The sequence below is a fragment of the Algoriphagus aquatilis genome, from assembly GCF_042657405.1.
GTDB lineage: Bacteria > Bacteroidota > Bacteroidia > Cytophagales > Cyclobacteriaceae > Algoriphagus > Algoriphagus aquatilis.
In genome coordinates this window covers 186345-211161 of record NZ_JBHSKS010000006.1, presented here as the reverse complement: position 1 = coordinate 211161, position 24817 = coordinate 186345, and the positions used below count along the sequence as shown (strand labels likewise).

Annotated in this window: 19 protein-coding genes; 10 read left to right on the top strand and 9 right to left on the bottom strand. The window is 42.5% G+C overall.

Going from position 1 to position 24817, the window contains the following annotated elements:
• The first annotated feature begins 65 nt into the window (after positions 1 to 65).
• Positions 66 to 827 (top strand): creatininase family protein, encoded by a 762-nt coding sequence (locus ACFPIK_RS10105; protein WP_377914825.1) that lies wholly within the window; start codon positions 66 to 68, stop codon positions 825 to 827.
• Here the strand turns inward: ACFPIK_RS10105 and ACFPIK_RS10100 are convergent, their stop codons facing one another.
• The 4 genes from ACFPIK_RS10100 to ACFPIK_RS10085 form a co-directional block, all read right to left on the bottom strand.
• Positions 828 to 4352 carry a VCBS repeat-containing protein gene (locus tag ACFPIK_RS10100; protein WP_377914823.1) on the bottom strand — a complete coding sequence of 1175 codons (3525 nt, stop codon included), beginning with the start codon at positions 4350 to 4352 and terminating at the stop codon, positions 828 to 830.
• Between the two features lie 136 nt (positions 4353 to 4488).
• On the bottom strand, positions 4489 to 6219 hold the full coding sequence (locus ACFPIK_RS10095) for a RagB/SusD family nutrient uptake outer membrane protein (RefSeq protein WP_377914821.1): 1731 nt from the start codon (positions 6217 to 6219) through the stop codon (positions 4489 to 4491).
• 52 nt (positions 6220 to 6271) lie between these two features.
• The gene (locus ACFPIK_RS10090) at positions 6272 to 9553 is read right to left on the bottom strand and encodes a SusC/RagA family TonB-linked outer membrane protein (RefSeq protein ID WP_377914819.1); all 3282 of its coding nucleotides are present in this window, start codon (positions 9551 to 9553) and stop codon (positions 6272 to 6274) included.
• A gap of 475 nt (positions 9554 to 10028) precedes the next feature.
• Entirely contained in the window at positions 10029 to 11774 is a 1746-nt protein-coding gene (locus ACFPIK_RS10085) for a tetratricopeptide repeat protein (protein WP_377914817.1), read from the bottom strand.
• Positions 11775 to 11875: 101 nt separating this feature from the next.
• Here ACFPIK_RS10085 and ACFPIK_RS10080 point away from each other — a divergent pair, with 101 nt between their 5' ends.
• Positions 11876 to 12094: a PspC domain-containing protein gene (locus ACFPIK_RS10080; protein WP_377914815.1), complete on the top strand. Its 219-nt coding sequence runs from the start codon at positions 11876 to 11878 to the stop codon at positions 12092 to 12094.
• Here ACFPIK_RS10080 and ACFPIK_RS10075 read toward each other — a convergent pair.
• The gene (locus tag ACFPIK_RS10075; protein ID WP_377914813.1) at positions 12091 to 13092 is read right to left on the bottom strand and encodes a glycosyltransferase family 2 protein; all 1002 of its coding nucleotides are present in this window, start codon (positions 13090 to 13092) and stop codon (positions 12091 to 12093) included. The two genes, ACFPIK_RS10080 and ACFPIK_RS10075, sit on opposite strands and share 4 nt — an antisense overlap.
• Before the next feature lie 78 nt (positions 13093 to 13170).
• The gene (locus ACFPIK_RS10070) at positions 13171 to 13506 is read right to left on the bottom strand and encodes a YbaB/EbfC family nucleoid-associated protein (protein WP_377914811.1); all 336 of its coding nucleotides are present in this window, start codon (positions 13504 to 13506) and stop codon (positions 13171 to 13173) included.
• Between the two features lie 188 nt (positions 13507 to 13694).
• Here ACFPIK_RS10070 and ACFPIK_RS10065 point away from each other — a divergent pair, with 188 nt between their 5' ends.
• A complete protein-coding gene (locus ACFPIK_RS10065; protein WP_377914809.1) occupies positions 13695 to 13976 on the top strand; it encodes a hypothetical protein in 282 nt (93 codons plus the stop codon).
• On the opposite strand, the gene hisS is transcribed toward ACFPIK_RS10065, so the two are convergent.
• On the bottom strand, positions 13973 to 15334 hold the full coding sequence (gene hisS, locus ACFPIK_RS10060; protein ID WP_377914807.1) for a histidine--tRNA ligase: 1362 nt from the start codon (positions 15332 to 15334) through the stop codon (positions 13973 to 13975). The genes ACFPIK_RS10065 and hisS overlap by 4 nt on opposite strands.
• 165 nt (positions 15335 to 15499) lie before the next feature.
• On the opposite strand from hisS, the gene ACFPIK_RS10055 reads away from it, so the two are divergent.
• Complete coding sequence (locus tag ACFPIK_RS10055; RefSeq protein ID WP_377914805.1) at positions 15500 to 15643, top strand: hypothetical protein; 144 nt, start codon at positions 15500 to 15502, stop codon at positions 15641 to 15643.
• A gap of 83 nt (positions 15644 to 15726) precedes the next feature.
• Here ACFPIK_RS10055 and ACFPIK_RS10050 read toward each other — a convergent pair whose 3' ends face one another.
• Positions 15727 to 16239 carry a metallophosphoesterase family protein gene (locus tag ACFPIK_RS10050; protein ID WP_377914803.1) on the bottom strand — a complete coding sequence of 171 codons (513 nt, stop codon included), beginning with the start codon at positions 16237 to 16239 and terminating at the stop codon, positions 15727 to 15729.
• Positions 16240 to 16306: 67 nt separating this feature from the next.
• Here ACFPIK_RS10050 and ACFPIK_RS10045 point away from each other — a divergent pair, with 67 nt between their 5' ends.
• The 3 genes from ACFPIK_RS10045 to ACFPIK_RS10035 all read left to right on the top strand — a co-directional run bounded on the left by ACFPIK_RS10045 (position 16307) and on the right by ACFPIK_RS10035 (position 19136).
• Positions 16307 to 16702, top strand: coding sequence for a rhodanese-like domain-containing protein (locus ACFPIK_RS10045; RefSeq protein ID WP_377914801.1), 396 nt, complete (start codon positions 16307 to 16309; stop codon positions 16700 to 16702).
• Positions 16699 to 18069 (top strand): NAD-dependent succinate-semialdehyde dehydrogenase, encoded by a 1371-nt coding sequence (locus tag ACFPIK_RS10040; RefSeq protein WP_377914799.1) that lies wholly within the window; start codon positions 16699 to 16701, stop codon positions 18067 to 18069. The genes ACFPIK_RS10045 and ACFPIK_RS10040 overlap by 4 nt, the downstream gene beginning before the upstream one ends.
• A gap of 86 nt (positions 18070 to 18155) precedes the next feature.
• On the top strand, positions 18156 to 19136 hold the full coding sequence (locus ACFPIK_RS10035; protein WP_377914797.1) for a pyruvate dehydrogenase complex E1 component subunit beta: 981 nt from the start codon (positions 18156 to 18158) through the stop codon (positions 19134 to 19136).
• Between the two features lie 225 nt (positions 19137 to 19361).
• Here ACFPIK_RS10035 and ACFPIK_RS10030 read toward each other — a convergent pair whose 3' ends face one another.
• Positions 19362 to 21884 carry a TonB-dependent receptor domain-containing protein gene (locus ACFPIK_RS10030; protein WP_377914795.1) on the bottom strand — a complete coding sequence of 841 codons (2523 nt, stop codon included), beginning with the start codon at positions 21882 to 21884 and terminating at the stop codon, positions 19362 to 19364.
• Between the two features lie 260 nt (positions 21885 to 22144).
• Here ACFPIK_RS10030 and ACFPIK_RS10025 point away from each other — a divergent pair, with 260 nt between their 5' ends.
• The 3 genes from ACFPIK_RS10025 to ACFPIK_RS10015 all read left to right on the top strand — a co-directional run bounded on the left by ACFPIK_RS10025 (position 22145) and on the right by ACFPIK_RS10015 (position 24784).
• Entirely contained in the window at positions 22145 to 23227 is a 1083-nt protein-coding gene (locus tag ACFPIK_RS10025) for a sensor histidine kinase (RefSeq protein WP_377914793.1), read from the top strand.
• On the top strand, positions 23224 to 23970 hold the full coding sequence (locus ACFPIK_RS10020; protein ID WP_377914791.1) for a LytR/AlgR family response regulator transcription factor: 747 nt from the start codon (positions 23224 to 23226) through the stop codon (positions 23968 to 23970). The genes ACFPIK_RS10025 and ACFPIK_RS10020 overlap by 4 nt, the downstream gene beginning before the upstream one ends.
• Before the next feature lie 337 nt (positions 23971 to 24307).
• Positions 24308 to 24784: a nucleoside deaminase gene (locus ACFPIK_RS10015; protein WP_377914789.1), complete on the top strand. Its 477-nt coding sequence runs from the start codon at positions 24308 to 24310 to the stop codon at positions 24782 to 24784.
• The last annotated feature ends 33 nt before the right edge of the window (positions 24785 to 24817 follow it).

The following is a 24817-nucleotide window of genomic DNA, read 5'->3' as shown; positions in this document are numbered from 1 at the left end:
GGAGTCAAATTATCAATTTTGGCTAATATAACCCTTCCCGCACGTCCAAATCTCCGAATAAATCCATGAGACCCTATATCCTGAAAGAAGCCAATTGGAAAGATCTGAAAACGTTCCGCTATGAACTCGCCATCTTGCCTTGGGGTGCCACCGAAGCACACAATTACCACATGCCTTACGGTACGGACGTATTTGAAGCTGACGCAATCGCTGCCGAAGGTGCCAGAAAAGCCTGGGAAAAAGGCAGTAAAGTCGTGGTTCTTCCTACCATTCCTTTTGGGGTAAATACGGGACAGTCTGACATCTACTTGGATATGAACATCTATCCGAGCACCCAACTCATCATTCTGAAGGACATCATAGAAGTGCTGAATCGTCAGGGACTGAAAAAACTCTTGATCTTGAATAGCCATGGTGGGAACAACTTCCAACCCATGCTGCGCGAACTAGGTCTAAACTATCCTGACATGATGCTTTTTACCTGCAATTGGTACCAAGCCTTGGACAAGAGTCTTTACTTTGAAGAAGCCGGAGATCATGCCGATGAGATGGAGACTGCCCTGATTCAATACCTGCATCCTGAATTAATCCTACCGGTAGCAGAGGCTGGTGACGGAGAGGAGAAAAAGTCAGTGATCCGAGGTATTCGTGAAAAATGGGCTTGGGCGGAACGAAAATGGTCTCAAGTCACAGAAGACACCGGAATTGGCAATCCGAAAAAAGCAACGCCTGAGAAAGGAAAACGATACTTTGAAGATGTCACTGACAAGGTAGCTGACCTCATCAGTGACATTTGTGATGCTAAACCAGGAGAACTTTACAAGTAATTATTCCATGCTGAAAATGGTGAGTGGAATCATCTCTCCCTTGTAAGTAATCATCAAGGCTGATTTCACCCCTTCTGGCAAATGAATGGATCGGCTGGATTGCGAACCAAAACCTGCCCCAAAGGTCGCATCCACGCGTTGCATTCGTCCATCACTCAGTTCCAACAAAATGGCCATCGCCTCAGTAGGAGGTGTGATGGACTTAAGCTTTGTTCTTTGAGGCTGAAACGCCAAGAGTTTCCCGCGATTTTGGGAAGCCAAATAAATCGCCGAACCATCAAAGGCCGTCACTTTGACCAATGCTTTTGCATCACCAGGCACCATGAAGCCGCTTTCTCGAGTGCTTATGGGTTTAAAATTACCTTTTCCATCCCCCAAGAGCATCCAACCTATAGCTGCATCCAATCGGCCAATGAAGATCTCATTGCCGTAATCATTGCCAACCATCATCACATCCGTGAATCCATCCCCATTAAAATCGTCAGCTACCATGCCATTCATCGGTGCTATCTGAGCGATGGTGGGAAGCTCGTGAACTTTAAATTTGGCATCCCCAAGATTCTCGACCCAAACCGAACGGTCAAAATTTCCGGTCAGGATTTGTGCACCTTGTTTTTCCTCTTCGGTGAAAAAAGTAGCCTCCGTACTTTGTGCAAAGTATTTATAGCGATCAAATTTCCTTCTGAACATCGGACTTTGTCCGGTAAGGTCATCCCAAAAATGACTTGGAAAAGATTGGAAATTACCTCCGATTTTCTCCTTGTAGTAGGCAAAAGTTACCGGATCAATGGAGCCATTGGCATCAAAATCCTTGGCATAAATTTTCAAAGGACGATCAAAAGACGGATGGTGAGGGTTATTTGCCCCCATATTTCCTACCATCCAATCTGTATCTCCATCCTGATCGAAGTCTGCAGTCACTATTGAGTTCCACCAACCCAGGTAATTTTCCAAACCGGTGTTCTGAGCTTTTTCAAAGCGATCTCCCCTATTCAGAAAAACAGTCACCGGCATCAATTCACCAACTACCACCAAGTCGACCTTTCCGTCGGTATTGACATCAGACCACACCGCGTCGGTAATCATTCCCAGATTTTCAATTTCAGGAAGCCATTGCTTGGTACCATCGGCCAAGTTTCCCTGATTATTTTTCAGGAAAAAGCTTTTCTCAGGAAGAGGGAATTTTCCTACCGGTGTACGACCACCTACAAAAAGATCCATAAATCCATCTCCGTCCACATCCGCCCCTCGCACCACGCTTCCATTGGCTTGAACCAAAGAGAAATTCTTATCCAAGGTGAAATTGCCTTTTCCATCATTTAGGTAAATTCTATCCTGATATTCAGGAGCATCAGGCGCAAACTCGGCACTTCCACTCACCAGATAGAGGTCCAAATCCCCATCATTTTCAAGATCAAAAGACAGAATACCCACTTCCTCAAAGGCTGAATTTTCTCCTGGCAACAACTCTTTTTGGGTAAACGAGCCATCTTGATTTTGAGAAAACCAAACTGGGGAAAACCCAGCTGCAGAACCGATGATTACATCTTCCCTTCCATCCCCGTTAATATCTCCAACTGAGAGTACTGGGCCATATTGGGAGAGTTTGTGAGGTAAGGTTCGCTGGATATTGTAGTCAATTTTGTCCGTTTCCTGATGAATGTATTGAATACCCAAGGAGTCAGACACCTCGGCTAATAAAGGAGCAATTACATCCTGATTCCAGACAGCCAAATTACCGGCACCTACTTTTGCATCTTGGTAGGCAACCTCTATCACTTGGTTCACGGCTACTTTGGACAACTTTTGCTCTTTCCCATCCGGCCAAATAACATGAAGCTCTTCCACGGCACTCAGGGAATCCAAACCAAAATGAATGATGGATTCGGTGGAAGACATGTACCCCCTCACCACCTGCATTTCTTGAAACAGAAACTCACCTGTTGGAGTCTTAGCCCAGACTTTAGCGCCTAATCCCTCCGGATTTAGCTTGGGACCTTTAAGTTTGATCCTTAAAAATGCGGGAGCTTTTTTATTTTCATTCAACTTATTTTCAAAGACAAAAGCTGGATCATTGATATTATTGACCACATAATCCAAATCCCCATCTAAGTCCAAATCAGCCAATACTGCACCGTTGGAAAAAGAAGGTTGATTTAATCCCCAGGCATCCCCGGAGTCTTCAAACTTCAAATCACCTAGATTTCGGTAAGAGTAATTGGGAATTTTCACAATCGGAATAGAATCCAAAAGCTGCCTTACCGAAGCGATACTTCCTACATCTGCCCGGTAATTGGCAAAATCTTTATCGGTGATATCACGTGGAAAACCATTGGTAATCAACAGGTCCCTTTTCCCATCATTATCCACATCGGCAAATAAGGGAGCCCAACTCCAGTCTGTCTGATAAACTCCAGCCACCATACCTACTTCACTAAAAGGAACACCTGGTCCATTGTTGAGATGGACCATGTTTCTCACATGCTGATACTCGTATCCAAACTGCTCATTGTTGATATACGTCTGATAGACATTTTTACCGATTGTGGTCTTTTTCCGATAACTATCTTCTCCAAGCATGTCAATGGTAATCAGATCCGGCATTCCATCATTGTTGAAATCTGCCAAATCGGATCCCATAGAAAACTGGCTTTGGTGCTTTAGGAATTCCTTGGTCTTATTCGAAAAAGTACCGTTTTGATTATTGATGTAGAGGATATCATTAGTGATGTAATCATTGCTCACATGGATATCAGGCCAGCCGTCATTGTTTACATCACCGATGGCAAGACCAAGTCCGAATCCTTCGTAGGTAATACCTGCCTCCAGGGTCACATTGGTAAAGGTGCCGTCCCCATTGTTTCTGTAGAACGCATCATTATTCACCGCAGAACCATCCGAGATTTTTGTTCGGAAATTGGTAGGCTTAGCGATGACTTGCTCATTATTCAAGACATATAAATCCAAGTCTCCGTCCAAGTCATAATCCAAAAAGGCAGCCCCCATAGAATTTCCCGGATCTGCGATGCCATATTGATCAGCCATTTCTTGGAAAGTCACATTGCCATCAGCATCCTTCCCCTGATTTACAAAAAGAAGATTATTGCGCTCCCCAGGGCCCTTTTTCATAGCAGTGGCCACATAAATATCAGGAAGTCCATCCAAATTGATATCCACAATCACGCTTCCTGTACACCATTTATCAGGAGCCATTACACCAGCTACTTCAGAGGCATCCTTAAATTTAAATTCTCCCTGATTGAGATAAAGACGATTGGGAACTTGGTTACCTGTGAAGAAAAGGTCCTGAAAGCCATTTTGGTCAAAATCAGCAACTGCTACTCCGCCGCCATTAAAAATGTATTCATCCGTAAGGATGTTGAAACTATCAGACTCTGTAATCAAATTATTAAAATCTATTCCTGTATCCTCAGGTGATTTTAATTCAAAAAGAGTATCACTTTTTTGGCAACTAATCAACACTAAAAGAGATACAATAATCAGGAAATTAAATGGGGTCTTCATAGGAAAATGAATGGATTTTGGGTGAAGAAAATTAGCACTTTCCACCATCCAAATGAAAGAAAACATGGAATAAAAAGCCCCAAAACAAAAAAGAGAAGGCCTTTCGACCTTCTCTTAATAATTAATTCGGTTTAGATTAGAAACCTGGGTTTTGAATCAAAATATCCTTACCCACTAGGTCAATCTGATCCTGAGGAATTGGAACCCACTTATATTTTTCTGTGTACTTAGCACCACCAAGGGCAGAAGCCAATTTCACACCATCATAAGCGAAATAGTAATCCAATTCAGCCTGAGCAGTACCCCAACGCTGAAGATCGTAGAATCTGTGACCTTCCATACCCAACTCAAGAAGACGTTCCATACGTACAGCTGCCTGTGCAGTAGCTTTTACGGTCCAAGGAGCATCATACGTCTTGATGTCGTAGTTAGCAGCGTTAGAACCGTCTCCTCTCTTTACTGGAGAATTGATTGCTCTAGTTCTGATTCTGTTCACATATTCTCTAGCTTTTTCCAAGCTACCTACTTCGATTTCAGCTTCAGCTGCCAACAATAAGATGTCTGCAAAACGGATAATCATGAAATTGATACCGGTATAGCCAGGAGTCCAAGAAGAGTTATCTTGGAAAGTTCCTGCTTCTGATTTAGCATACACATACTTCTTAGGAGAGTAAGGACCTGCATTAGGCTGGTTACGGATCCAAGCTTGACCTGGGTGATCCATCCAATCCAAATAAGGGATACCTCTACGACCTACAGTGTGATCCAAACGAGGATCAAGTGGACCTGCATCCGGTGTGAAAGCCGCACCTGAAGCAATTCCCATATCATTCTTCACTTCATTAGCAGCACTGTTGTAAGTTCTGTCAAGTAGTGGAAGACCGTCTTTTGTACGGAAGGCATTTACGAATGTGAAGCTTGGCTGGAAGAATCCGCAACAGTTACCAGGACCAGCAGGACCGGTATTGTATGGGAAGTTCAAGTCAAATTCCGGGTTAGCATTGTTCACAGAACCCGTATTTGCTGCTGCTTGGTAAGCCCAAACAGACTCCTGATGGTTGTCATTCTTACCACGGAACATGTCGTCATAGTAAGGAACCAAACCATACTTCAAACCATTGGAAGTAACACCATTTGCAATTACGTCATCAAACAAGGCTTTTGCTTTAGCAAACTCTTTGGTGTACATATACACCTTGCCTAAGTAAGCTTTAGCAGCCCAAGCGTTAACACGGCCTACCTGTGGCTGTGTAGCAGGAAGATTTTTGACAGCATAGTCAAGGTCAGCAATGATAAAAGGCCATAGGTCTTTGTCATTCTTCACTGCCTCTAATCCACTACCATAATCCACTGTCTCGTCCACATAAGGAGTTCTGTTGTAATCACGAGCCAACTCAAAGTAGAAATGCGCTCTTAGGAATCTTGCCTGAGAAGTAAGTCTGATCTTATCAGCTGGCGTAACATCTGCACCAGCCTTTGTTAAAAGCCTCAAGACATTGTTTGCTCTTGCAATACCTTCGTAACAAACGTTATACTTGGAACCCATTTCACCACCAGCAGCATCATTTTCGAATCGCTGGATAGGGTTAATGGTCGTGAAGTCACCGGGGTCAGTACCTTTATTTGCCTCTCCCCCTCTGATGCTCCCCCAAACCCAGTTGGAAGGAGACCCTAATCTGTTTCCGCGACCGTTTACCTGAGAATACGCCGCGATCAAAGAGGCATCAATACCAGCCAATGAAGAAAGCTGATTTTCTGACAACTGACCAACCGGCGGAATTTCCAAGAATTCATCGCTACAACTCACTGCTACCATCATCGCTGTAGATGCTAGTAGGGCACCGATTTTTAATTTAAAATTGTTCATTTGTTTAATCTATTATAGTGTCTATAACTCGATTCAAATTATGTTGTTTGGCTTAGAAGCTCAAATTTAGACCGAAAGTCCAACCTCTAGTAACCGGATAGTTACCTACGTCGATACCGAAAGTCAAGTCGGCATCACCACCTACCGCAGGATCTAGACCTTCATACTTGGTCAATGTAAACAGGTTGTTTACAGATGCAAATACTCTGGCTCTCTCCATTTTCAACTTCTGAAGAACACTTGCAGGAGCAGAATAGCCTAAAGTCAAGTTCTGAAGTCTCAAATAAGAACCATCTTCCACATAGAAAGAGTTTGCTACGTTAGAAGTTGAGAAGTTGGAAACTCTTTCAACAACTGGGATTTTAGCATCCAAATTTTGAGGAGTCCAAGCATCATATAGTCTTCTTGAGATTGCAGCACCTTCAAAGGTCTGGAAGAAATCAGTAAACCAACGAGACTGGTTCCAGATTTCGTTACCGATAGAAGTGTACAAATAAGCTGACAAATCAAAGCCTTTGTAACCCAAAGTGAAGTTCATACCTCCGGTAAAATCAGGAACTGGATTACCCAAGAACACACGGTCATCTGGAGTAATTCTTCCATCACCATTTACATCTTCAAACTTGAAACGGCCAGGAGCTGCTCCGTCTTGAACTGCATGAGATCTTACATCTTCTGCACTGCTAAATAGACCCAAGGTCTTAAAGCCGAAGAATGAAGAAAGAGGTTGACCTACTGCATTTCGGATAGGCTGGATACCACGGTAAGATGGGTTAACGGAAGTAATAAAGCTCAAACCAGGAGAAAGGGCAACAATTTCATTCTTCAAAGTAGAACCTGTTACGGTCAACTCATAAGTCAAATCGCTAGTAAAATTACCTCTTGTAGTTACCAAAAGGTCCAAACCTCTATTCAACATTTCACCAATGTTTACTGCAGGAGCAGCAGCATTAGAACCAGCTGTCAAAGGAATTGGAACGGTGAACAACAAGTCTTTGGTGTCTTTTCTCCACCAGTCAAAGATCACATCCAAGCGACCATTAAAGAAAGTACCGTCAAAACCTACGTTTTGGGTTACAGCAGTTTCCCAACGGGCGTTAGGGTTACCGATACGTGATCTTCTGAAACCAATTACAGCACCAGAGTTAGAACCGGTGATGTCGTAAGATGAAGCACCGATGTTACCTGCAAATAGAGAGTACTGGTTCAATGGATCAACGTTGTTTGAGTTACCCATTTCACCGTAACCACCTCGGATTTTCAAATCGTCAATCCAAGTCTGGCTCTGCAAGAATGATTCAGATGAAATTCTCCAAGCTGCAGAGAACGCAGGGAATACACCATATCTTGAGTTTTCACCAAATCGAGAAGAACCGTCACGACGAACTACAGCACTTACGATGTACTTGTCATTGAAGGTATACTTCAATTGACCAAAGTAAGAGTTGAAGTTAACCCCTTTGAATAAAGAGGAGTTTACTTGACGAGTACTTACTGGAAGGTTTGTGATTGTAATGAAATCAGGGTCTGTTGAGAATGGATTTTGACCAACTGCGTTGATATTTCTACCCACACCTGAGTTCAAAGCTTCCTGACCACCCAAGAAGTTGAAATCATGCTTACCGATTTTCTTCTTGTAATTGACAGTATTGGTAAATGTCCAACCGAAGCTAAATCCAGCACCTTCACCGTAACCAAACGCTGAGTTGTTTTCAGAGTTTTCGTACTGCAATCTTGAATAATCCCAGAAATAGAAGTTGTTGTATTGTCCACCAATTGAGGTTCTGAAGGTCAAATCATCAATGATGTCCCACTCACCATATACGTTACCAAACGCGTTAGCATTAAAGTTTCTGTTGTTCAATTGACCGTCACGGCTCGCTACAGGGTTTCTTGGGTTGTTGAAACCTCTAGATGCTGTACCTGCATAGCCACCAAACTCGTCATATACTGGAATGATGGATGGCATACGGAATGCCTGAAGGATGTCGTTTTCGTCATCAGATACACCTCTACCGCCTGTACCACCTTGCTGACCCAATACTTGTCTGTAAGTAGCCTGGAAGTTTTGACCGATTCTGATTCTTTTGGTTACATCAAATTCAGAGTTAGCTCTTAATGAATATCTTCTGAATTGGTTACCAATCATAATACCTGCTTGCTCTTGCATACCAAGACCGATGTAGAATCTTGAAGTTTCAGAACCACCGTTGAATCCGATTGAATGTCTGTGCAATGGAGCTGTTCTAGTCAAGGCAGCATACCAATCCGTACCTTCTCCGGTCATTGCTCTGGTCAATTGACGTACTGTACCTCTTGTAGGGTCAACATTGTACCATTCTCTTTGCTGATCGATCTGAGCCTGAGTCAAAGGCCCTGGCTGACCTGAAGCCACACCAAAAGCACCTGTCTGTGGATTTCTGGTGATCAAGCTTAGGTAATAAGGCATCACAGGAGTTGCACCAGTTCCGAATTGTGGGTGACCATAGGATGGAGCGCGGTTTTGAAGGGCAGCTGTATTTTTCTCAGCCAACCAAGTCAAGTCAGCATACTCCTGAGGATTGGTCATATCCAAACCTGTTCCAGGATCTGTAAAACCATACATACCGTTGTAATCCACTCTCATCTTCTTGTCACGTGCACCACGCTTGGTTGTATAAACGATTACACCGTTAGCTGCACGAGCACCGTAGATAGAAGCAGCAGCCGCATCTTTCAATACAGTGGTAGACTCGATATCATCCGGGTTCAAGAAGTCGGTCGAAGCAGTTGGCAAACCGTCCACGATGTACAAAGGTTCGTTACCGCCGAAGGCACCGAAACCACGAACACGAATAATGGAAGATGTACCTGGCTGACCGTTGGTAATTACAGTAACACCAGAAACACGACCCTGAAGGGTTTGCTCTACGTTACCGGTAGGAATTACAGTCAAATCTTTAGGGTTTACTGTGGCGATCGCACCGGTAGTTTCTCTTCTAGAGTCGATAGAGTAACCGGTTACAACCAATTCAGTAAGGGTTCTTTCATCCGGCTTCATGGAAACGTTGATCACGCTTCTAGGACCTACTACTTGTTCAACAGCAGCATAGCCAATGAAAGAGAAGACCAAAGTAGCTTGGTCATTTGGGACACTGAGGGAATACTTTCCATCAATATCGGTGGCAGTACCGGTAGTGGTTCCCTTCACAAGGATAGACACACCCGGAAGGCCCAAACCGAACTCATCCAGAACCGTACCTGTTACCGTTTTCTGCGCATAGGCAGACGAAACAGATAGGACTAAGAGCGTAAGGCACACACTTAGAATTTTGTAAACATTTTTCATATACATAGATAGATTGGGTAACAAGATTAATCTCAAAAACTTGTTTGTTAATTGATTATGCAATCGTTTGCGATTATTCTTAAAATAATTGCAATAGGGAAGAGCTTCAATTTTACACTTTCTATTGCGACTATACCTGGTCAGACTGACCTGCGAACTAAATAACCTGTAGGCTTGAGTGCATCGGATGATGCTAGGAGAGAGTAGGAATTGACTTAGTCAAGTTTAATCATAGGCTAGAATTTTGGGTTTAATTGTCGTTTCTCAACCGTCAATGTTAAATAATCTAAAAGAAAAATCAAATTTTCTCCGATAAATAAAATTTTGAGATCGGCACCTTTCTGCAAAATAAATGTCCAGAAATACCTCAAAAAGGCTTAATAATTAAGGTTTCATGGTTTTTCTTGGAATTTTAATGAATTGATCCTCTGCGAAAAATTGAATTTTTTTAGCATTTTTTTAATAATTCTCTAATAGAAATCTAATTTGATTTCAATTCATTGAAAAAGCTTGGATCCTTCATCAATTCATCAAAAATTGGATCATTTACTAGTTTTTCAAGCAGGGAGGAATTGTAAGAAATGGCTTTTTTCAGCTGTATAACCGCTATTTCTGCTTGTCCAGATTGAACTGCGATCATTGCCAATCCATAATACCCAAATCCAAATTCTCTTCCTTGAATAACTGATTCTTCAAAAAATTGTGTGGCTTTTATGTAATCATTTAGCATATAATAAGCTAAGCCTTTATTGAATAAGTCTTTTGGATCTTTGGTAGGAAAATCAAATCTCAAAGTTGCCAGTTTATAATCTCCGCGCTGCACGTCCAAAGCTCCTCTCAGCATTTCATTTGAATGGATAAAATCCGGATTTTTAGAGAGCACAGAAGCTTCGGACAATTTCTTGTAGGCTTCCCAATACTCACCTTTCAATGCCAAAATCTGCCCTAAATTATGGAGTGAATAGGCATTGGACTCTATTCGGTAGGCTTGATTCAAAAGTCGCTCTGCTTCTTCCCAAAGTATTTCCTTGGATCCAATATCCAATGTACGCTGTGCTTGCCGCATCCTAACCACCGCCATATTATTATAAGGTATAGCAGATCTGTAAAACTCTGTCATTTTAGAATAGATCAATGCTTTTTCATCCAGACTTTGACTTGATTCCGCTGCCAAAGCCCACTCTGCAAATGTCAGTCTATTCACACCAGAATTTCCTGACATTGCTTCCCTTAACCGATTTGTTTGTTCTAGGTTGAGACCTTGAGCCGGTTTAGCAGTTATCTCTACCTTTGCTGCACGTAATTTTGGAAACAGGTCGCCGGCAAGTTGATTGTATCCTGGAAGTTTTTTTATCCTTTCTCCCTTTTCCAAGAAAGACTCATTATTGAGCAAAATCTCATATAACTCATCTTTCCTCTGCGTGGATATTCCTTGATATTCTTTCAGCAAAAGCCTCAAGTCAAACCAGTCATTCCATCTCGATTCTATTTTCATCACACTGGAAGGAATCTCAGGAAATCTTTGGAGCAAATTCTTTTGAGCTACTTGAGCTCTCATGTTTCCCAGCTGACTATTTCTTCCTTCCGCTTGTTCGGGTGATTGAATTCCGGTGATTTTTACTTGAAGGATAGTGGGATTCTTCTTGATAAAATCTCCGATCCGTTTAAAAGTATCGAGATTTTCTGCACCCGCCTTCAATACAGAAGTACCTGGATTAAAAATCAATTCGAATTCCTGTCTATTTTCAAGCTCACGGTCTATCCCACCTGTCAGTTGGTATAATCCTACTTGAGGAATGGGTTCATTGGGATAAACTTCTCCGAATTTGACCATCAACTGAGGTGAAATGATTCCCTTTCCTAAAATTTTTGATTCAGTAGGAGTAGTTGTTCCTTTTTTTCCTTGGAAAAATTCAAGCTCTAAGAATGCACCTTGCATCCAAGATTCATATTTCACCGAAAATTTCTTCTCGTAAGTAAAATTGGCAACCTGTTTGACAATGGGTAATTCTCCAAACTCAATAGCACCTCCACTTGAATATAGCGTAAGTGTCAATCTTGGGTTTCTAGGTATCAAAACAGATTCTACCGGAATAGAGCCTTTGATGGTGAATCGAATTGAATCACCTTCCAACTTGAGTTTTGTTGGAATCATGTTAGCATCGGATAAAAATCGATTGGTAGAGCCAGTTCGATTTTCCTGACCGTAACCAGCTAGGGATAGCATTAGAAAGAATGATATCCCGTAAAACATTCTGAGGATCAAAGCGATTATAGAATTCAAACTCTTTTTTTTATAATTTCGAAACGACTTAATCACCACAAATCATGGAAAAACTTAAACTATTCTTCGAAGAAAGAGCATTCGGTGTTTGTTCCCGACTTGGAGAAAAGCTCAATTTCCCGATTGACAGCATTAGACTATTCTTTATATATACTTCATTTATCACCATGGGATCACCTATCGTACTCTATGTATCCATGGCAATGATGATGAAAATCCGAAAGTATTTCAGAAAGATGAATAATCCTGTGCTTTTTGATTAAAGGTCAGAGAATTTCCTTTTTCCCAAGACCTTGACGTTAAAAAATAGAAGATTGCAAGGTCCTGATCCAATAGGAACTTGAACTTCAAGACTTTTTTGAGCATACCTCAACCCTATCGACTTAAAAAAATCAAAGTACCCTTTCCAAACAGCGGCAGCAAAGTCATACTTCCCTGACAATAAGTATCCCACGCTCGCCAATGATTCCAAAAAAAGCTTTACGAGGAAAACCCATAAAAATCTAGCTAGACTAGTATTTTTGAAAATCATGCTTAAGCTGTTTCGAATATTCAGGTAGAGTTTTTTTCCACTTCCTCTATCCAGAGTAGCTCCCCCCTGATGATACACGGTGACCTCACCGAGGTAACCAATCTTTCTTCTTGCTCTCCTCAGCCTCCAGCATAAATCGATCTCCTCCATGTGAGCAAAAAAATGCCCGTCAAATCCCTCTTGATCAAAAAAGTCATTTGCATCTATTGCCATACATGCGCCCGAAGCCCAGTCTACAGGAATAGAATCATTATATTGACCTTGATCTCTTTCAAGAATATCCCACATTCTTCCCCTACAATAAGGATAGGCGAATGCGTCTAAAAATCCTCCTCCCGCACCTGCATAATCAAACAAGCTTTTGTCTTTCCATGATAAAATCTTGGGCTGAACAGCAGCATAATCGGTGTTTTTATTCAAAAAACCGATCAGTTTCGAATCCCATCCTTGAGTCACCTCCACATCGGAATTTAATAGGATAAAATACGAATACTTGCCCCTCAGCTCCTCCAATCCCCAATTGTAACCTCCGGTAAATCCAAAGTTTGCCTTCAATTTGATTAGCGAAACTTGAGGATAATTAACCTCCAAAAATTCCAATGAAGAATCTGTACTGGCATTGTCAATAACCCAAATGTCATACACACTGAATGCTATGACCGATGGCAAAAAGGTAGATAAAACCTTTTCGCCATTATAATTAAGTATGACTATGGCACAGGATTTCATAGATAATGGATCTCAATTTTGGATTTGGCAAGTCAACACAAGTATTCTAGCTGCATTGACTATTTTCAAATCATAGGATTACCCGAAAAGATTGCCTAAATCCATGCCAGGAATCGAAGGAATCATACCTTCAGTAGCTGCCTTCATTTCTGTTTTGATCTTTTGCTCAATAGCCTCCATAGCCTTGTTGGTAGCAGCTGCAATCAAGTCTGTCAACATCTCTTTATCCTGAGGATTGAGCAAGGAATCATCCATCTGAATCTTTAGGATCTTTCGTTCTCCATTGACAAACACTTTTACCAAGCCTGCACCGGACTCGCCCTCAGCTGTTAGATGAACTAGCTTGGCTTGCGCTTCTTTTATTTTTGCTTGGGCCTCTTTGACTTTGCCCATCATTCCCATGAAATCAAACATACCTTTCGATTTTTATTACTGACAAATATATCACGATAAATAGAGTCTGTAGGAGGTTACAAACAATACTTTATTTTGCTATTGAAAAATTTTCAACCAAAAAATTCACCCTAATAGTTTTCATAGAAATATTTTAGGCAACTCTCAGAATACTTATTCTGTATAAAAGATTAATAAACCTAATTGCCATGAAAACTATCACACAGCTTGAAAAGGAACAAATTGCTCAGTTGACCTTTGGGAAAAGGGAGGTTTTGGAAAATCCGGATGAAAGAAAAGCAAGAATGGCTGACCTACACCGAGCTCAAACTTTAGGGAATTTACTTCAAACCAAAGTAAAGCTGATTTTTGAAACAGCCGATAGACAAGTATTCCAAGTTGAGACTACAGTTTGGGCGGTAGGTCAAGAGTTCGTGTCCCTCAAAGGAGGAATTTACCTTCCTATCCAATCCATTCTTCAAGTTGATTAACCCAAAAGCGCCAAAGCTTCTTCAATAGTCAAAGTCTCTTGAGTTCCAGTCGCTAGGTTTTTGACAGAAAGCGTTCCCGTACTGATTTCATTATCACCGCAAATCCCCACAAAGGGGATTTCTTTTTTAGAAGCAAATTCAAGTTGCTTTTTGATTTTGGCCACTTCAGGATAGACTTCTGATTTGATGCCGGTCTTTCGAAAACTGTTTAGGACCGAAAGGGCATAATCGAGTCCCTTTTGATCGAAATGAGCCAATAGCAATTTTGTCCCGTTGACCCTGTCGCCAGGAAAAAGATTCAACTCGTCCATCACATCATACAAGCGATCTACCCCAAAAGAAAATCCAACACCCGATACTCCAGGTAATCCAAAAACACCTGTAAGATTATCATATCGACCTCCACCGCTCACCGAACCAATAGAGACTCCATAAACTTTGACTTCAAAAATGGCTCCGGTATAATATGATAGCCCTCTTGCCAGCATGATATCGAACTCTACATGTGCAAGGTCTTCACCCATTTTTTCCAATAGTGAAAAAACTTCCTCCAACTCCTCTACTCCCTTCAAACCTGTCGGAGAATCTTTGAGAAATACCTTTAGAAATTCAATTTTTCCCTTAAGGTCTGTTTCCAGATTGACCAGTGGAGACAGGTTCTGAATGGAAGCCGCCTCGAAACCCCTTTGGATCAGTTCTTCTTGCACTTTTTCCCATCCAACCTTATCGAGCTTGTCAATTGCTACACAGAGTGGGCCTTCTTTGCCGGGTTCGCCGATTGCTTCAGCTATCCCGGTAAGAATCTTTCGATTATTGATTTTAATGCCATAGGAAGTCAAACCCAATTTGGAAAATACCCTACGGATCATCAGGATAATCTCTGACTCACACACGAGACTATCCGTCCCAACCACATCTGCGTCGCATTGATAAAATTCTCGGTACCTGCCTTTTTGAGGTCGATCAGCTCTCCACACCGGCTGTATTTGGTAGCGCTTAAAAGGAAAGGTGAGTTCGTTTCGGTTCATCACCACGTATCGTGCAAATGGTACCGTAAGGTCATAGCGCAAGCCTTTTTCTGACACTTTGGACAAAACCCCTGATGGGCCTTTTTCCAAATCGCCAGGGGTTACATCCTTTGTAAATTCACCGCTATTGAGGATTTTGAATAAGAGCTGATCTCCTTCTTCCCCGTATTTACCAGTCAATGTGCTTAGATTTTCCATTGCAGGAGTCTCCAATTGCTGGTATCCAAAAAGTTGAAAGGTATCTCTGATTGTATCGAGAATGTAATTCCTTCGGAACATCTGAACCGGTCCAAAATCACGGGTACCTTTGGGAAGACTAGGCTTTTGCATGGGGTTTTGAATAAATGGATGGCCAAATTTATCCAAAAATCCCAGAACCACGGGTTTCAACTCGCATTACCCTCAGAATAAAGTCTCAAGATTAGTAGGCAGAAAAGAAATGTTTACTTACTTTTGCGACTCGTTTCGAATTTAAAAATTTAAACATATAAGGCCATGGGCGTAACTACTCTTAAAAGAAAGCTGAAAAGAAAAAGACAAGGTCAAACTGAGCGCGTGATCAAAATCAAGCAGTTGAGCGCTAAGCCTGTGATCAAAAATATAGATGTGGAAGCTATCAAAGCTTCTTTCTCTAAATAATCCAGATTAAGAAAACTAATGGATAGCGGCCCAAAGCCGCTATTTTTTTGAATTATCCTAAGTAAGAAATAAACTCTTTTTGATTAAGCGCCGATTGCCCCTCTTTTGCCCAACTCCACTACCCTGAGATTAGTGACTTTACCCTCACTCAAATCAAAAAGTAACAGGGTACGAATCGGGTGAAAGCCCTGCTGTCCTACAGCTCCGGGATTCATGTAAAGACAATGAAGCTCCCGATCTAATTCTACCTTGCAGATGTGCGAATGGCCGCATACAAATACCTGAGCCTTGCTGCTTTTGATACGCTCTTTGACTCCCTTGGCATACCGGGGTGGTTTTCCTCCGATGTGGGTCATGAGTATTTTAACCCCTTCTACTTCAAATTCAAGCCACTCCGGCAGAATCTCCTGCACCGCAGCATCATCAATATTCCCATAAACCCCCCGCAACATTTTACCCTTCGGTAAAAGATCCAAAATTGAAACGTCCCCAACATCACCCGCATGCCATACTTCATCCACTTCTTTGAGGTGCTCTATCGTTTTGTGATCTAAGTAACTGTGTGAATCCGAAATCAATCCGATTTTTAGAGGCATTTTGAGTTGAAAGCTTGTAAATTTTGGACTCAATTAGCCGTTAGTTTATCCAAAAACCAAATACTTCATGAAAATCAAGATTTCTCTTTTCCTAGCCATGGTATTGATCAGCTTGGGCAGCTTTGCTCAAACCGTAAAGAAGGACTCCATTCAAGTACTGACCATCCAACAGTTTGAAAAAATGTCAGGCAAGAAGAAAACCATGGTGGTCGATGTACGCACCCCTGAGGAAGTCGCTGAGGGGCACCTTGCAGGGGCATTAAACATCAATTTCCTAGGGGAAAATTTCGCTAAAGAGATCCAAAACCTCGATAAGAAAAAAACCTATCTACTCTATTGCCGTTCGGGCAGCAGAACAAGAAGAGCTGCTGACTTGATGCAAAAGTCGGGTTTCAAGAATGTGTACATGCTCGAAGGAGGCATAACTGCTTGGAAAGAAGCCGGAAAACCCACTGAAAAATGAGTACAATCCAATCCATCAATCCTTGGACTGGAGAACTTTTAAAAGAATTGTCGCCCACCAGCCCTAAGGAACTTGAACAGAAACTGAATACGGCCCAAAAGACATTTGAAGACTGGAAGTGGGTATCCCTAGCTGAAAAAGCGGCATTGATGCATGTCGCAGCTAGGATTTTGCGTGAAAAAAAAGAAGATTTTTCCCGAATCATTTCCCTAGAAATGGGAAAAGTAATCAAAGAATCAAGAGCGGAAGTAGAAAAGTGCGCTTGGGTATGCGACTTCTATGCTGGAAAAGCCGCTGAATTTTTAATCCCAGAAGAGCTAAATCTACCGGATGGAAAAAAGGCAAAAGTTATTTACCAGCCACTTGGGGCAATTTTAGCCATCATGCCTTGGAATTTTCCTTTTTGGCAGGTGTTCAGATTTGCAGCACCTACCCTGATGGCTGGCAATGTTGGGCTACTTAAGCACGCTTCCAATGTCCCCCAATGCGCATTAGCCATTGAATCGGTATTTGAAGAAGCAGGTTTTCCAATAGGAACCTTTCAGAGTTTACTGATTGATTCACCTACTACGCTTGAACTCTTAAAGGATGATCGGGTGAAAGCTGTTTCACTGACTGGCAGCGAAAAAGCAGGTGCTGCTGTGGCATCAGTAGCAGGAGCTCAGATCAAAAAATCCCTATTGGAATTGGGAGGAAGCGACCCATTTATTGTCCTGCGCGATGCAGATGTGCCTACTGCGGCAGAAACTGCTGCCAAAGCGAGGATGATCAATTTTGGCCAAAGCTGCATAGCTGCCAAGCGATTTATCGTGGAAGAGCATGTCTACGAGGAGTTTTTGGAGATTTTTACCCAAAAAATCATGGGGATGAAACAAGGGAACCCTTTGGACGAATCCTCGGATTATGCCTGTATGGCACGACCCGATCTGGCTCAAGAGCTTTATAATCAAGTAGAAAAGTCTAAATTGATGGGAGCCAAGGTGATTTTGGGTGGAATGAAGCCAAATTCCGAATCAGCTCAATTTTCACCAACGATTTTGACGGACATCCCGGCCTCAGCCCCAGCATTTTCTGAGGAAACATTCGGACCTGTTGCATCTATCTTCAAAGTCAAAAATGAAGAGGAAGCACTATCTCTTGCCAATGCTACCGAATTTGGGCTTGGAGCCTCACTCTGGACAAGTGATCTCGAAAAGGGAGAGAAATTGGCTTCACGCATCGAAAGTGGCGCTGTATTTCTCAATGCCATGGTGGCATCGCACCCAGCTCTTCCCTTTGGAGGGATCAAAAAATCAGGGTTTGGGAGGGAATTGAGCCGTCAAGGAATCTTGGAGTTTGTCAACCACAAAACCGTTTACTTGGGATAAACACCTTCTGGGACAAAGAACACGGTAATCTTTGCAAATGCCCGATTCCTTTCTATTTTTACGAGCCAAAATTTTGTCTTAAAGCAATGAGAGAAATACAATTCCGGGAAGCCTTGAGAGAGGCCATGTCCGAGGAAATGAGACGCGATAAAAACGTCTTTTTGATGGGTGAAGAAGTGGCCGAATACAATGGCGCCTACAAAGTATCCCAAGGAATGCTGGATGAGTTCGGACCTGAAAGAGTGTACGACACCCCAATTGCCGAATTAGGTTTTGCTGGATTGGGAGTGGGTGCCGCGATGAACGGGCTCAAGCCAATCATTGAATTCATGACCTTCAATTTCTCTCTGGTTGCGATCGATCAGATCATTAACTCAGCAGCCAAAATGTATGCGATGTCGGGCGGAGCTTATTCTGTGCCGATCGTTTTCCGTGGACCCACTGGAAATGCTGGTCAATTGGGAGCCACCCACTCTTCCAACTTTGAAAACTGGTTTGCAAACACTCCAGGACTAAAAGTAATCGTTCCATCAAACCCTTACGACGCAAAAGGCCTGCTTAAATCAGCTATCCGTGACCCAGATCCTGTTATTTTCATGGAGTCTGAATTGATGTATTCTGACAAAGGCCCAGTACCGGAAGGTGAATATTTATTACCTATAGGCGTAGCCGATATCAAGCGAAAAGGAACTGACGTGACCGTGATCTCCTTCGGAAAAATGATGAAAGTAGCTCTCGAAGCTGCCGAAGAAATGGCTAAGCAAGGAGTATCCTGCGAAGTCATTGACTTGAGAACGGTAAGACCTATTGACTATGCCACCTGCGTGGAATCCTTGAAAAAAACCAATCGAGTGGTAGTGGTTGAAGAAGCAAACCCAATCGCGGGCATTTCTTCAGAACTTGCCTACCACTTCCAAAGGCATGCATTTGACTACCTCGATGCACCTGTCATCCGTGTAAACTCCATGGATATCCCATTGAGCTATGCTCCTTCCTACATAGATGTGACTATCCCAAATGTCAGCAGGACAGTAAAGGCAATTAAAAAAGTAATGTATAAGTCTTAATTGACGGACCAAAAAAAAGCCTGGCCACAAGCCAGGCTTTTTTTATGGTAACCCCTAATCTATTTGCAGCTTTGACTTTTTCATAGACATTAGGTTTAAAGCGGTAAGCTTTTTTTTTACGTTTTAATACAAAAAACCCGAACTCATTAAGTCCGGGTTTTTCGTCACCCAATCTATCTAATTAAAATTTCTTTCAAGTATTGGAAGAAGTAGGCTTTTCAAAAATTATCTGTTTCGGACAGGCCCACCACCCTGTTGGTTTTCACCTTGTCCGCCGTTTTCACCTTCCTTCAAATCATCGTTATTGATTGATTTTCTTCTCCTTGGGGCTTGATCCAAACTCATTTTTCCAATTCTATAGGTAAAGTTTATTTTGAAATTCATGTTTTGGATTCTATTCGTGCTGTTTTGCATGATGGTAGGAGTCACGATTTCATTTCTGATCACAAATTCTTTCATCAGGAAGTTTTCAGCACCAAATCCCAATGATCCTCTTTTCTCTTTCAGCTGCTTGTTGAAGTTCAACCCATAGGCTGCAAAGCCGCCGGAAGTTCCCTGAAGCTGAACCTGTCTACCTCTTGCGAAAGAGAAAACCTGAATTTGCCAATCTTTGGGAAGCGTGTAATTGCCGAACATTCTTCCACTGACTACCCAACCTTCATTCTGTGCAGCAAATTGAGGGTTAGTCAATCCATTGTCCAACATAGAGTAGTATAAATCCATGCCTCCATTAAGAGAAAGCTTGTTGTTGATGTTTACATTGAAAAACAGGTTGGTACCCAATGCCTGCTCTCGGCCGATGTTTTCGAAACTGGTAAAAATGATCCCATCATTTCTTACATCTCGGATTGCCTGGATGGAACCTGTGGTGTTCCTGTAGAATCCGGTGAAATTCAAGGTCGTTCCTTTGATAAAGGTGCTGTAACCCAATTCATAATTGTCTGTCAACTCAGGATCCAAAGTCGGATTACCTTGAGAAAGCTGCTGTGGATTGGATGCCTCAATGTTGGGATTCAAGAATCTCAAAGAAGGTCTTTGAATCCTTCTGTTGTAAGCAGCTTTGATCATGTTGCCGTTTTTGAGCTTTCTACTGGCATTCAAACTTGGCACCAAGGTTCCATAAGAAGGGATTTCAGCTTCAAACTCAGTTTTGAAATCCGCATTGATCGTGGTGTATTCGTATCTCAATCCCGGCTTCAAGGTATAGTTTTTCAAAAACTGAAGGGTGTATGATAAATATCCCGCAGTCACATTTTGATCGTAGCTAAACTCATTGCTCAAGGTAGGATCTTCCAATTCTACAAAAGCACCATTTGCACCTTGCGCTTGGAAATAGGCAAAATCAGAGTAGGCTTTTCTAAGGATATTTTTCGCACCATATTCGATGATTTGAGTTCCCTTTTGATCTACTGGAGTCACATAATCCACCTGAACCGTAAATTCTTCGTTCTTGCTTGGGTTAATGTTTTTCAATCTGGAGAGAATATCCTCCATGTCATCTTCAAACAAGGTATTGGTAAATGAATTCTCTCTGTTATTTAGGGAGTAAAGGGTAAGGAAGCTCAATTCTTTTCCTCGCTTTTCAAAGGTCTTGGTGTAGTTCAAGCTTACATCTACCGAATTGGAATTATCAAGTGTATTGATTTCACGATTCTGCTGAGCTCTTAATACATCGTTAAGGAAACTTTGAGTCATGAAGTTCTCCTGCCAGTTTTGGGAGTTACGGATACCAAAGTTTACCGCACCGGTGATGAAATTGTACTTGTCAATCTCGTAATCTACGCCGAAGTTGTATCGACCGAAGATCTCTTGACGCTTGGTATCTGCCGATTGTACGGTTCGTGTAATAGTACCATTAGCACTATTGGTGATCTGCTGGTTTTCAAAACTTCCAAGAATATTGTATCCGGATCTGCCGAATCCTCCCAAAGAAAAGCCCATTTTGCCTTTTCTGGCACTTCCCTGCAATCCAAGGTTAGAACCTCTAAGTCCAGCCCCTGAGTTGATATTCAAGGTCATACCCTGAAGATTGTTTTTCTTAGTCACGATATTGATCACGCCGGAAGTACCCTCCGCATCAAATCGTGCAGATGGAGAAGTAATCACTTCCACTGCTTTGATTTCATCAGCAGGAATCTGTCTTAAAGCATCTGCAATCGAAGATGCTGCAATCGCAGACGGTCTGTTGTCGATGAGCACCAGGATATTGGCACTCCCTCTCATGGACACATTTCCATCCAGATCCACCGATAGCATTGGCACCCTTCTCAAGACATCCGTGGCGTCACCACCGGCAGTGGTTTTATCATTTTCTGCTTTGTAGATGGTACGGTCCACACGTTCTTCGATGAGTTCACGCTGTCCCTGTACCGTCACTTCCTGCAACGCAACCCCTTCATCTGACATAGCGATCTCCCCAAGATTGATATCAGACTCTACAGAATTCACATTTACCGTTCTTTTTACAGTTTCATAGCCAAGAAAGGAAAGTTGTAATTCGTATGTCCCAGTGGTAAATCCAGTGATATAAAACACTCCTTCACCATCTGCCACGGCTCCTGCTGTGGAAACATCTGAACCCGCCTTATAGAGTGCTGCTGTAGCATATCCTACCGGTTGACCGGTTTTGAGATCTTTGGCCACCCCGATGATACGGGTGGGTTCTTTTTTCTCTGGAGTTTGTTGAGCTTGGGAAACACCAAAGCTAAAAAAGCTGAAGAGCGTTACTAGATAAATTAATTTTTTCATGGTTTAGTTTTCAAATGAGGGCACTTGCCTATTCGATACCCCAAAGTTGACCGCATTGTTGCGCCATAAAAAATGTAATAGACCAGTAAGGTGCATTCATCGACAAATACCCCAAATGCAGGGGTCAAGAAGTCTATTCTTCTAATTATCTGCCTTTATAGGCCAAATCATCCTTTTCATGGATGGGATCAGATTATTGGTAGATTTGATTTGAGGCGAAAAAGTAAATTCGCTTAGTTTGGTCATTGTAAATCAAGCGCATGCCCTCACTCACCCCCAAAAAGAACCTTTCTATATTGGTACACATCCTTGGCTGGATCATGCTTTGCGTGGTGTTACTGATCCTTTCTCCCCTTTCCTGGCGAATGGGAGAGGTTGCCCTGCCGGTGCAATTTTGGTGGAAGCAAATTTTCTTGATCTCACTTCTGATCACCATTTTTTACACCAATTCTGGAGTAATTGTCCCTCGTATTCTGCTAAAAGGAAAAAACTACCTATACATCTTAGTCATTCTGGCCGGTGCAGTACTGTTCTATTTGATGATCGTGTACTTCGAACAGTTTTCACTCTATTCGGAAAAAATGCATCAGGTATTTAATCCCGATCGGCCTTTCAACCCAAACAAGCGATGGGTTCCAGGAGATGTATTTCAGCTGTTGCTTTACCTGATTTCGATCGGTCTCAGTACTTCCGTTTCCTTGGTTGAAAAATGGCAAAAAGATGAAGCTATCCGTCGCGAGCTGGACCGTCAGCGGATCGATACCGAACTTTCGTACCTCAAAGCCCAAATCAATCCACACTTTTTCTTTAACACCCTGAATAACATCTACGCACTCACCAATCTGGATGTTAGCAAAGCCCAGGAAGCCTTGCTCAAACTCTCCCGGATGATGCGCTATGTACTCTATGAAAACCAGAAAAATGAAACACTTCTGAGCAAAGAGGTAAAGTTTATTGAGGATTACATGGAGCTGATGAAAATGCGACTTTCGCACAAAGTCAAACTCAACATCCAGATCGATGAACCAAAAGACGATTTGGTTATTGCTCCGATGCTGTTTTTACCATTTTTGGAAAACTGCTTCAAGCATGGTATTAGCTCTCAGCAGGAAAGCGAAATCCTGATCAAAATGGAAATCATGGGGGAAACAGTGTTTTTTGAAACCAAGAACCACATCTTCCCCATCAATCCGGACAGCCCCGAAGCCAAAGAAAACGGAATCGGACTGGTCAACACCAAACGAAGACTCAGTCTCCTCTACCCTGAAAAACACCGGCTAAAATTTGGTAAAGACGAATCCACTAACCAGTATTGGGTAAATCTTACCATCAATCTGGCATGAAAATCAAATGTGTCGCCATCGATGATGAGCCTCTCGCGCTCGAGCTGCTGACCAAATTTATCCAGCAAACCGCCTTCCTTGAGTTGGTAGGTAAATTCTCCAATGCCATCGAAGCCCTTGGATTTATCAATCAAAACGAGGTTCAGCTGGTCTTCATGGATATCCAAATGCCTGATCTCTCGGGGATGGAACTGGCAAGAATCCTAGACGGAAAAAAAAACTCGGACAAGACCCGTATCATCTTTTGTACCGCCTACCATCAGTTTGCGATCGAAGGATACAAAGTGGATGCCTTGGATTACCTGCTCAAGCCCTACAGCTACGAGGACTTCCTCAATGCAGCTACCAAGGCTTACCAGTATTTTGACCGGATCCTCAATCAGGAAAGCGCCAAACCAGTACTTGAATCCAGCACGCAGCCGGAATATATTTTTCTAAAAGTCGAGTACCAACTCGTCAAAGTGATGCTGCGGGACATTACCCATGTGGAAGCCTACAAGGACTACGTGAAAGTGCACCTCAAATCAAAGCCCAACCCACTATTGTCCTTGACGAGTATGAAAAACATGGAGGAATTGCTTCCATCAGACAAATTCATGCGCGTGCATCGCTCCTTTATCGTGGCGCTCGACCATATTGACTCCGTATCCAAAAACGTGATCCAAATCGGCAACCATCAGATCGCCGTCGGTGACAATTACAAAGATCCTTTCTTGGAGTTTTTGAGTAGGTGGATAAGTTGAGTCAGTAGGAAGTTGGAAGTGGTCAGTCTCAGTGGGCAGGTCGTTAAAAGTATGAACGCTGAATTGAGAAGGCTAAAAAACAGATCTACTCCGAATTTTAATTCCCAACCTTTTAGCTTTCAGAATTTAATGTGAAGTGCAAAAGATCGCTTCATCTCAGGTGTGCCCTCCAAAAAAAACTTTGGCTTTGAGTTTTGCTCCTCTCGATGACGATAGATTCGACCACTGTGACTGATCACTGCTTACTTTTTCGGCTTTCTCACTTTATCTTTCTGACTTCCAATGCTGCACTGCGACTGAACACTGAACACTTTCTACTGATCACTACCTTTATCCTATGACCAATTCCCAAAAAACCTTTATGCGCCAAGCCATCGACTTGGCAAAAAACGGGATGCTCGCCGGCAATGGTGGCCCATTTGGCTGTGTGATCGTCAAAGACGGAGCGATCATCGGTCAAGGCTCCAACATGGTCCTAAGAACAAACGATCCCACCGCCCACGCCGAAGTCGTCGCCATTCGGGAGGCCTGCAAAAATCTGAACCACTTCCAACTCGAAGGCTGCGAAGTTTACACTTCCTGCGAACCCTGTCCCATGTGTTTGGGGGCAATTTTTTGGGCAAGACCAGCCAAAGTATACTACGCTTGCACCAAAGAAGACGCTGCCGATGCGGGATTTGACGATGAGTTTATCTATCAGGAAATTGAAATCACACCTGAAAAGCGGCAGATTCCGATGATTGCTTTGATGCGGGAGGAAAGTTTAAAAGCTTTCGAGCTGTGGAAAGAAAAGGGAGATAAGACGCTGTATTGAAGTTGGGGAGTAAGGAAGTTGGGGAGTGGATAA

Bases quoted from the DNA above. Each gene is read 5' to 3' on its own strand.
- ACFPIK_RS10075 (WP_377914813.1), bottom strand. From the start codon at position 13,092: ATGAAATCCTGTGCCATAGTCATACTTAATTATAATGGCGAAAAGGTT.
- ACFPIK_RS10050 (WP_377914803.1), bottom strand. From the start codon at position 16,239: ATGCCTCTAAAAATCGGATTGATTTCGGATTCACACAGTTACTTAGAT.
- ACFPIK_RS10065 (WP_377914809.1), top strand. From the start codon at position 13,695: ATGAAAACTATCACACAGCTTGAAAAGGAACAAATTGCTCAGTTGACC.
- ACFPIK_RS10095 (WP_377914821.1), bottom strand. From the start codon at position 6,219: ATGAACAATTTTAAATTAAAAATCGGTGCCCTACTAGCATCTACAGCG.
- ACFPIK_RS10030 (WP_377914795.1), bottom strand. From the start codon at position 21,884: ATGAAAAAATTAATTTATCTAGTAACGCTCTTCAGCTTTTTTAGCTTT.
- ACFPIK_RS10055 (WP_377914805.1), top strand. From the start codon at position 15,500: ATGGGCGTAACTACTCTTAAAAGAAAGCTGAAAAGAAAAAGACAAGGT.
- ACFPIK_RS10040 (WP_377914799.1), top strand. From the start codon at position 16,699: ATGAGTACAATCCAATCCATCAATCCTTGGACTGGAGAACTTTTAAAA.
- ACFPIK_RS10020 (WP_377914791.1), top strand. From the start codon at position 23,224: ATGAAAATCAAATGTGTCGCCATCGATGATGAGCCTCTCGCGCTCGAG.
- ACFPIK_RS10045 (WP_377914801.1), top strand. From the start codon at position 16,307: ATGAAAATCAAGATTTCTCTTTTCCTAGCCATGGTATTGATCAGCTTG.
- ACFPIK_RS10100 (WP_377914823.1), bottom strand. From the start codon at position 4,352: ATGAAGACCCCATTTAATTTCCTGATTATTGTATCTCTTTTAGTGTTG.
- ACFPIK_RS10090 (WP_377914819.1), bottom strand. From the start codon at position 9,553: ATGTATATGAAAAATGTTTACAAAATTCTAAGTGTGTGCCTTACGCTC.
- ACFPIK_RS10015 (WP_377914789.1), top strand. From the start codon at position 24,308: ATGACCAATTCCCAAAAAACCTTTATGCGCCAAGCCATCGACTTGGCA.
- ACFPIK_RS10025 (WP_377914793.1), top strand. From the start codon at position 22,145: ATGCCCTCACTCACCCCCAAAAAGAACCTTTCTATATTGGTACACATC.
- hisS (WP_377914807.1), bottom strand. From the start codon at position 15,334: ATGCAAAAGCCTAGTCTTCCCAAAGGTACCCGTGATTTTGGACCGGTT.
- ACFPIK_RS10035 (WP_377914797.1), top strand. From the start codon at position 18,156: ATGAGAGAAATACAATTCCGGGAAGCCTTGAGAGAGGCCATGTCCGAG.
- ACFPIK_RS10105 (WP_377914825.1), top strand. From the start codon at position 66: ATGAGACCCTATATCCTGAAAGAAGCCAATTGGAAAGATCTGAAAACG.
- ACFPIK_RS10070 (WP_377914811.1), bottom strand. From the start codon at position 13,506: ATGTTTGATTTCATGGGAATGATGGGCAAAGTCAAAGAGGCCCAAGCA.
- ACFPIK_RS10080 (WP_377914815.1), top strand. From the start codon at position 11,876: ATGGAAAAACTTAAACTATTCTTCGAAGAAAGAGCATTCGGTGTTTGT.
- ACFPIK_RS10085 (WP_377914817.1), bottom strand. From the start codon at position 11,774: ATGCTATCCCTAGCTGGTTACGGTCAGGAAAATCGAACTGGCTCTACC.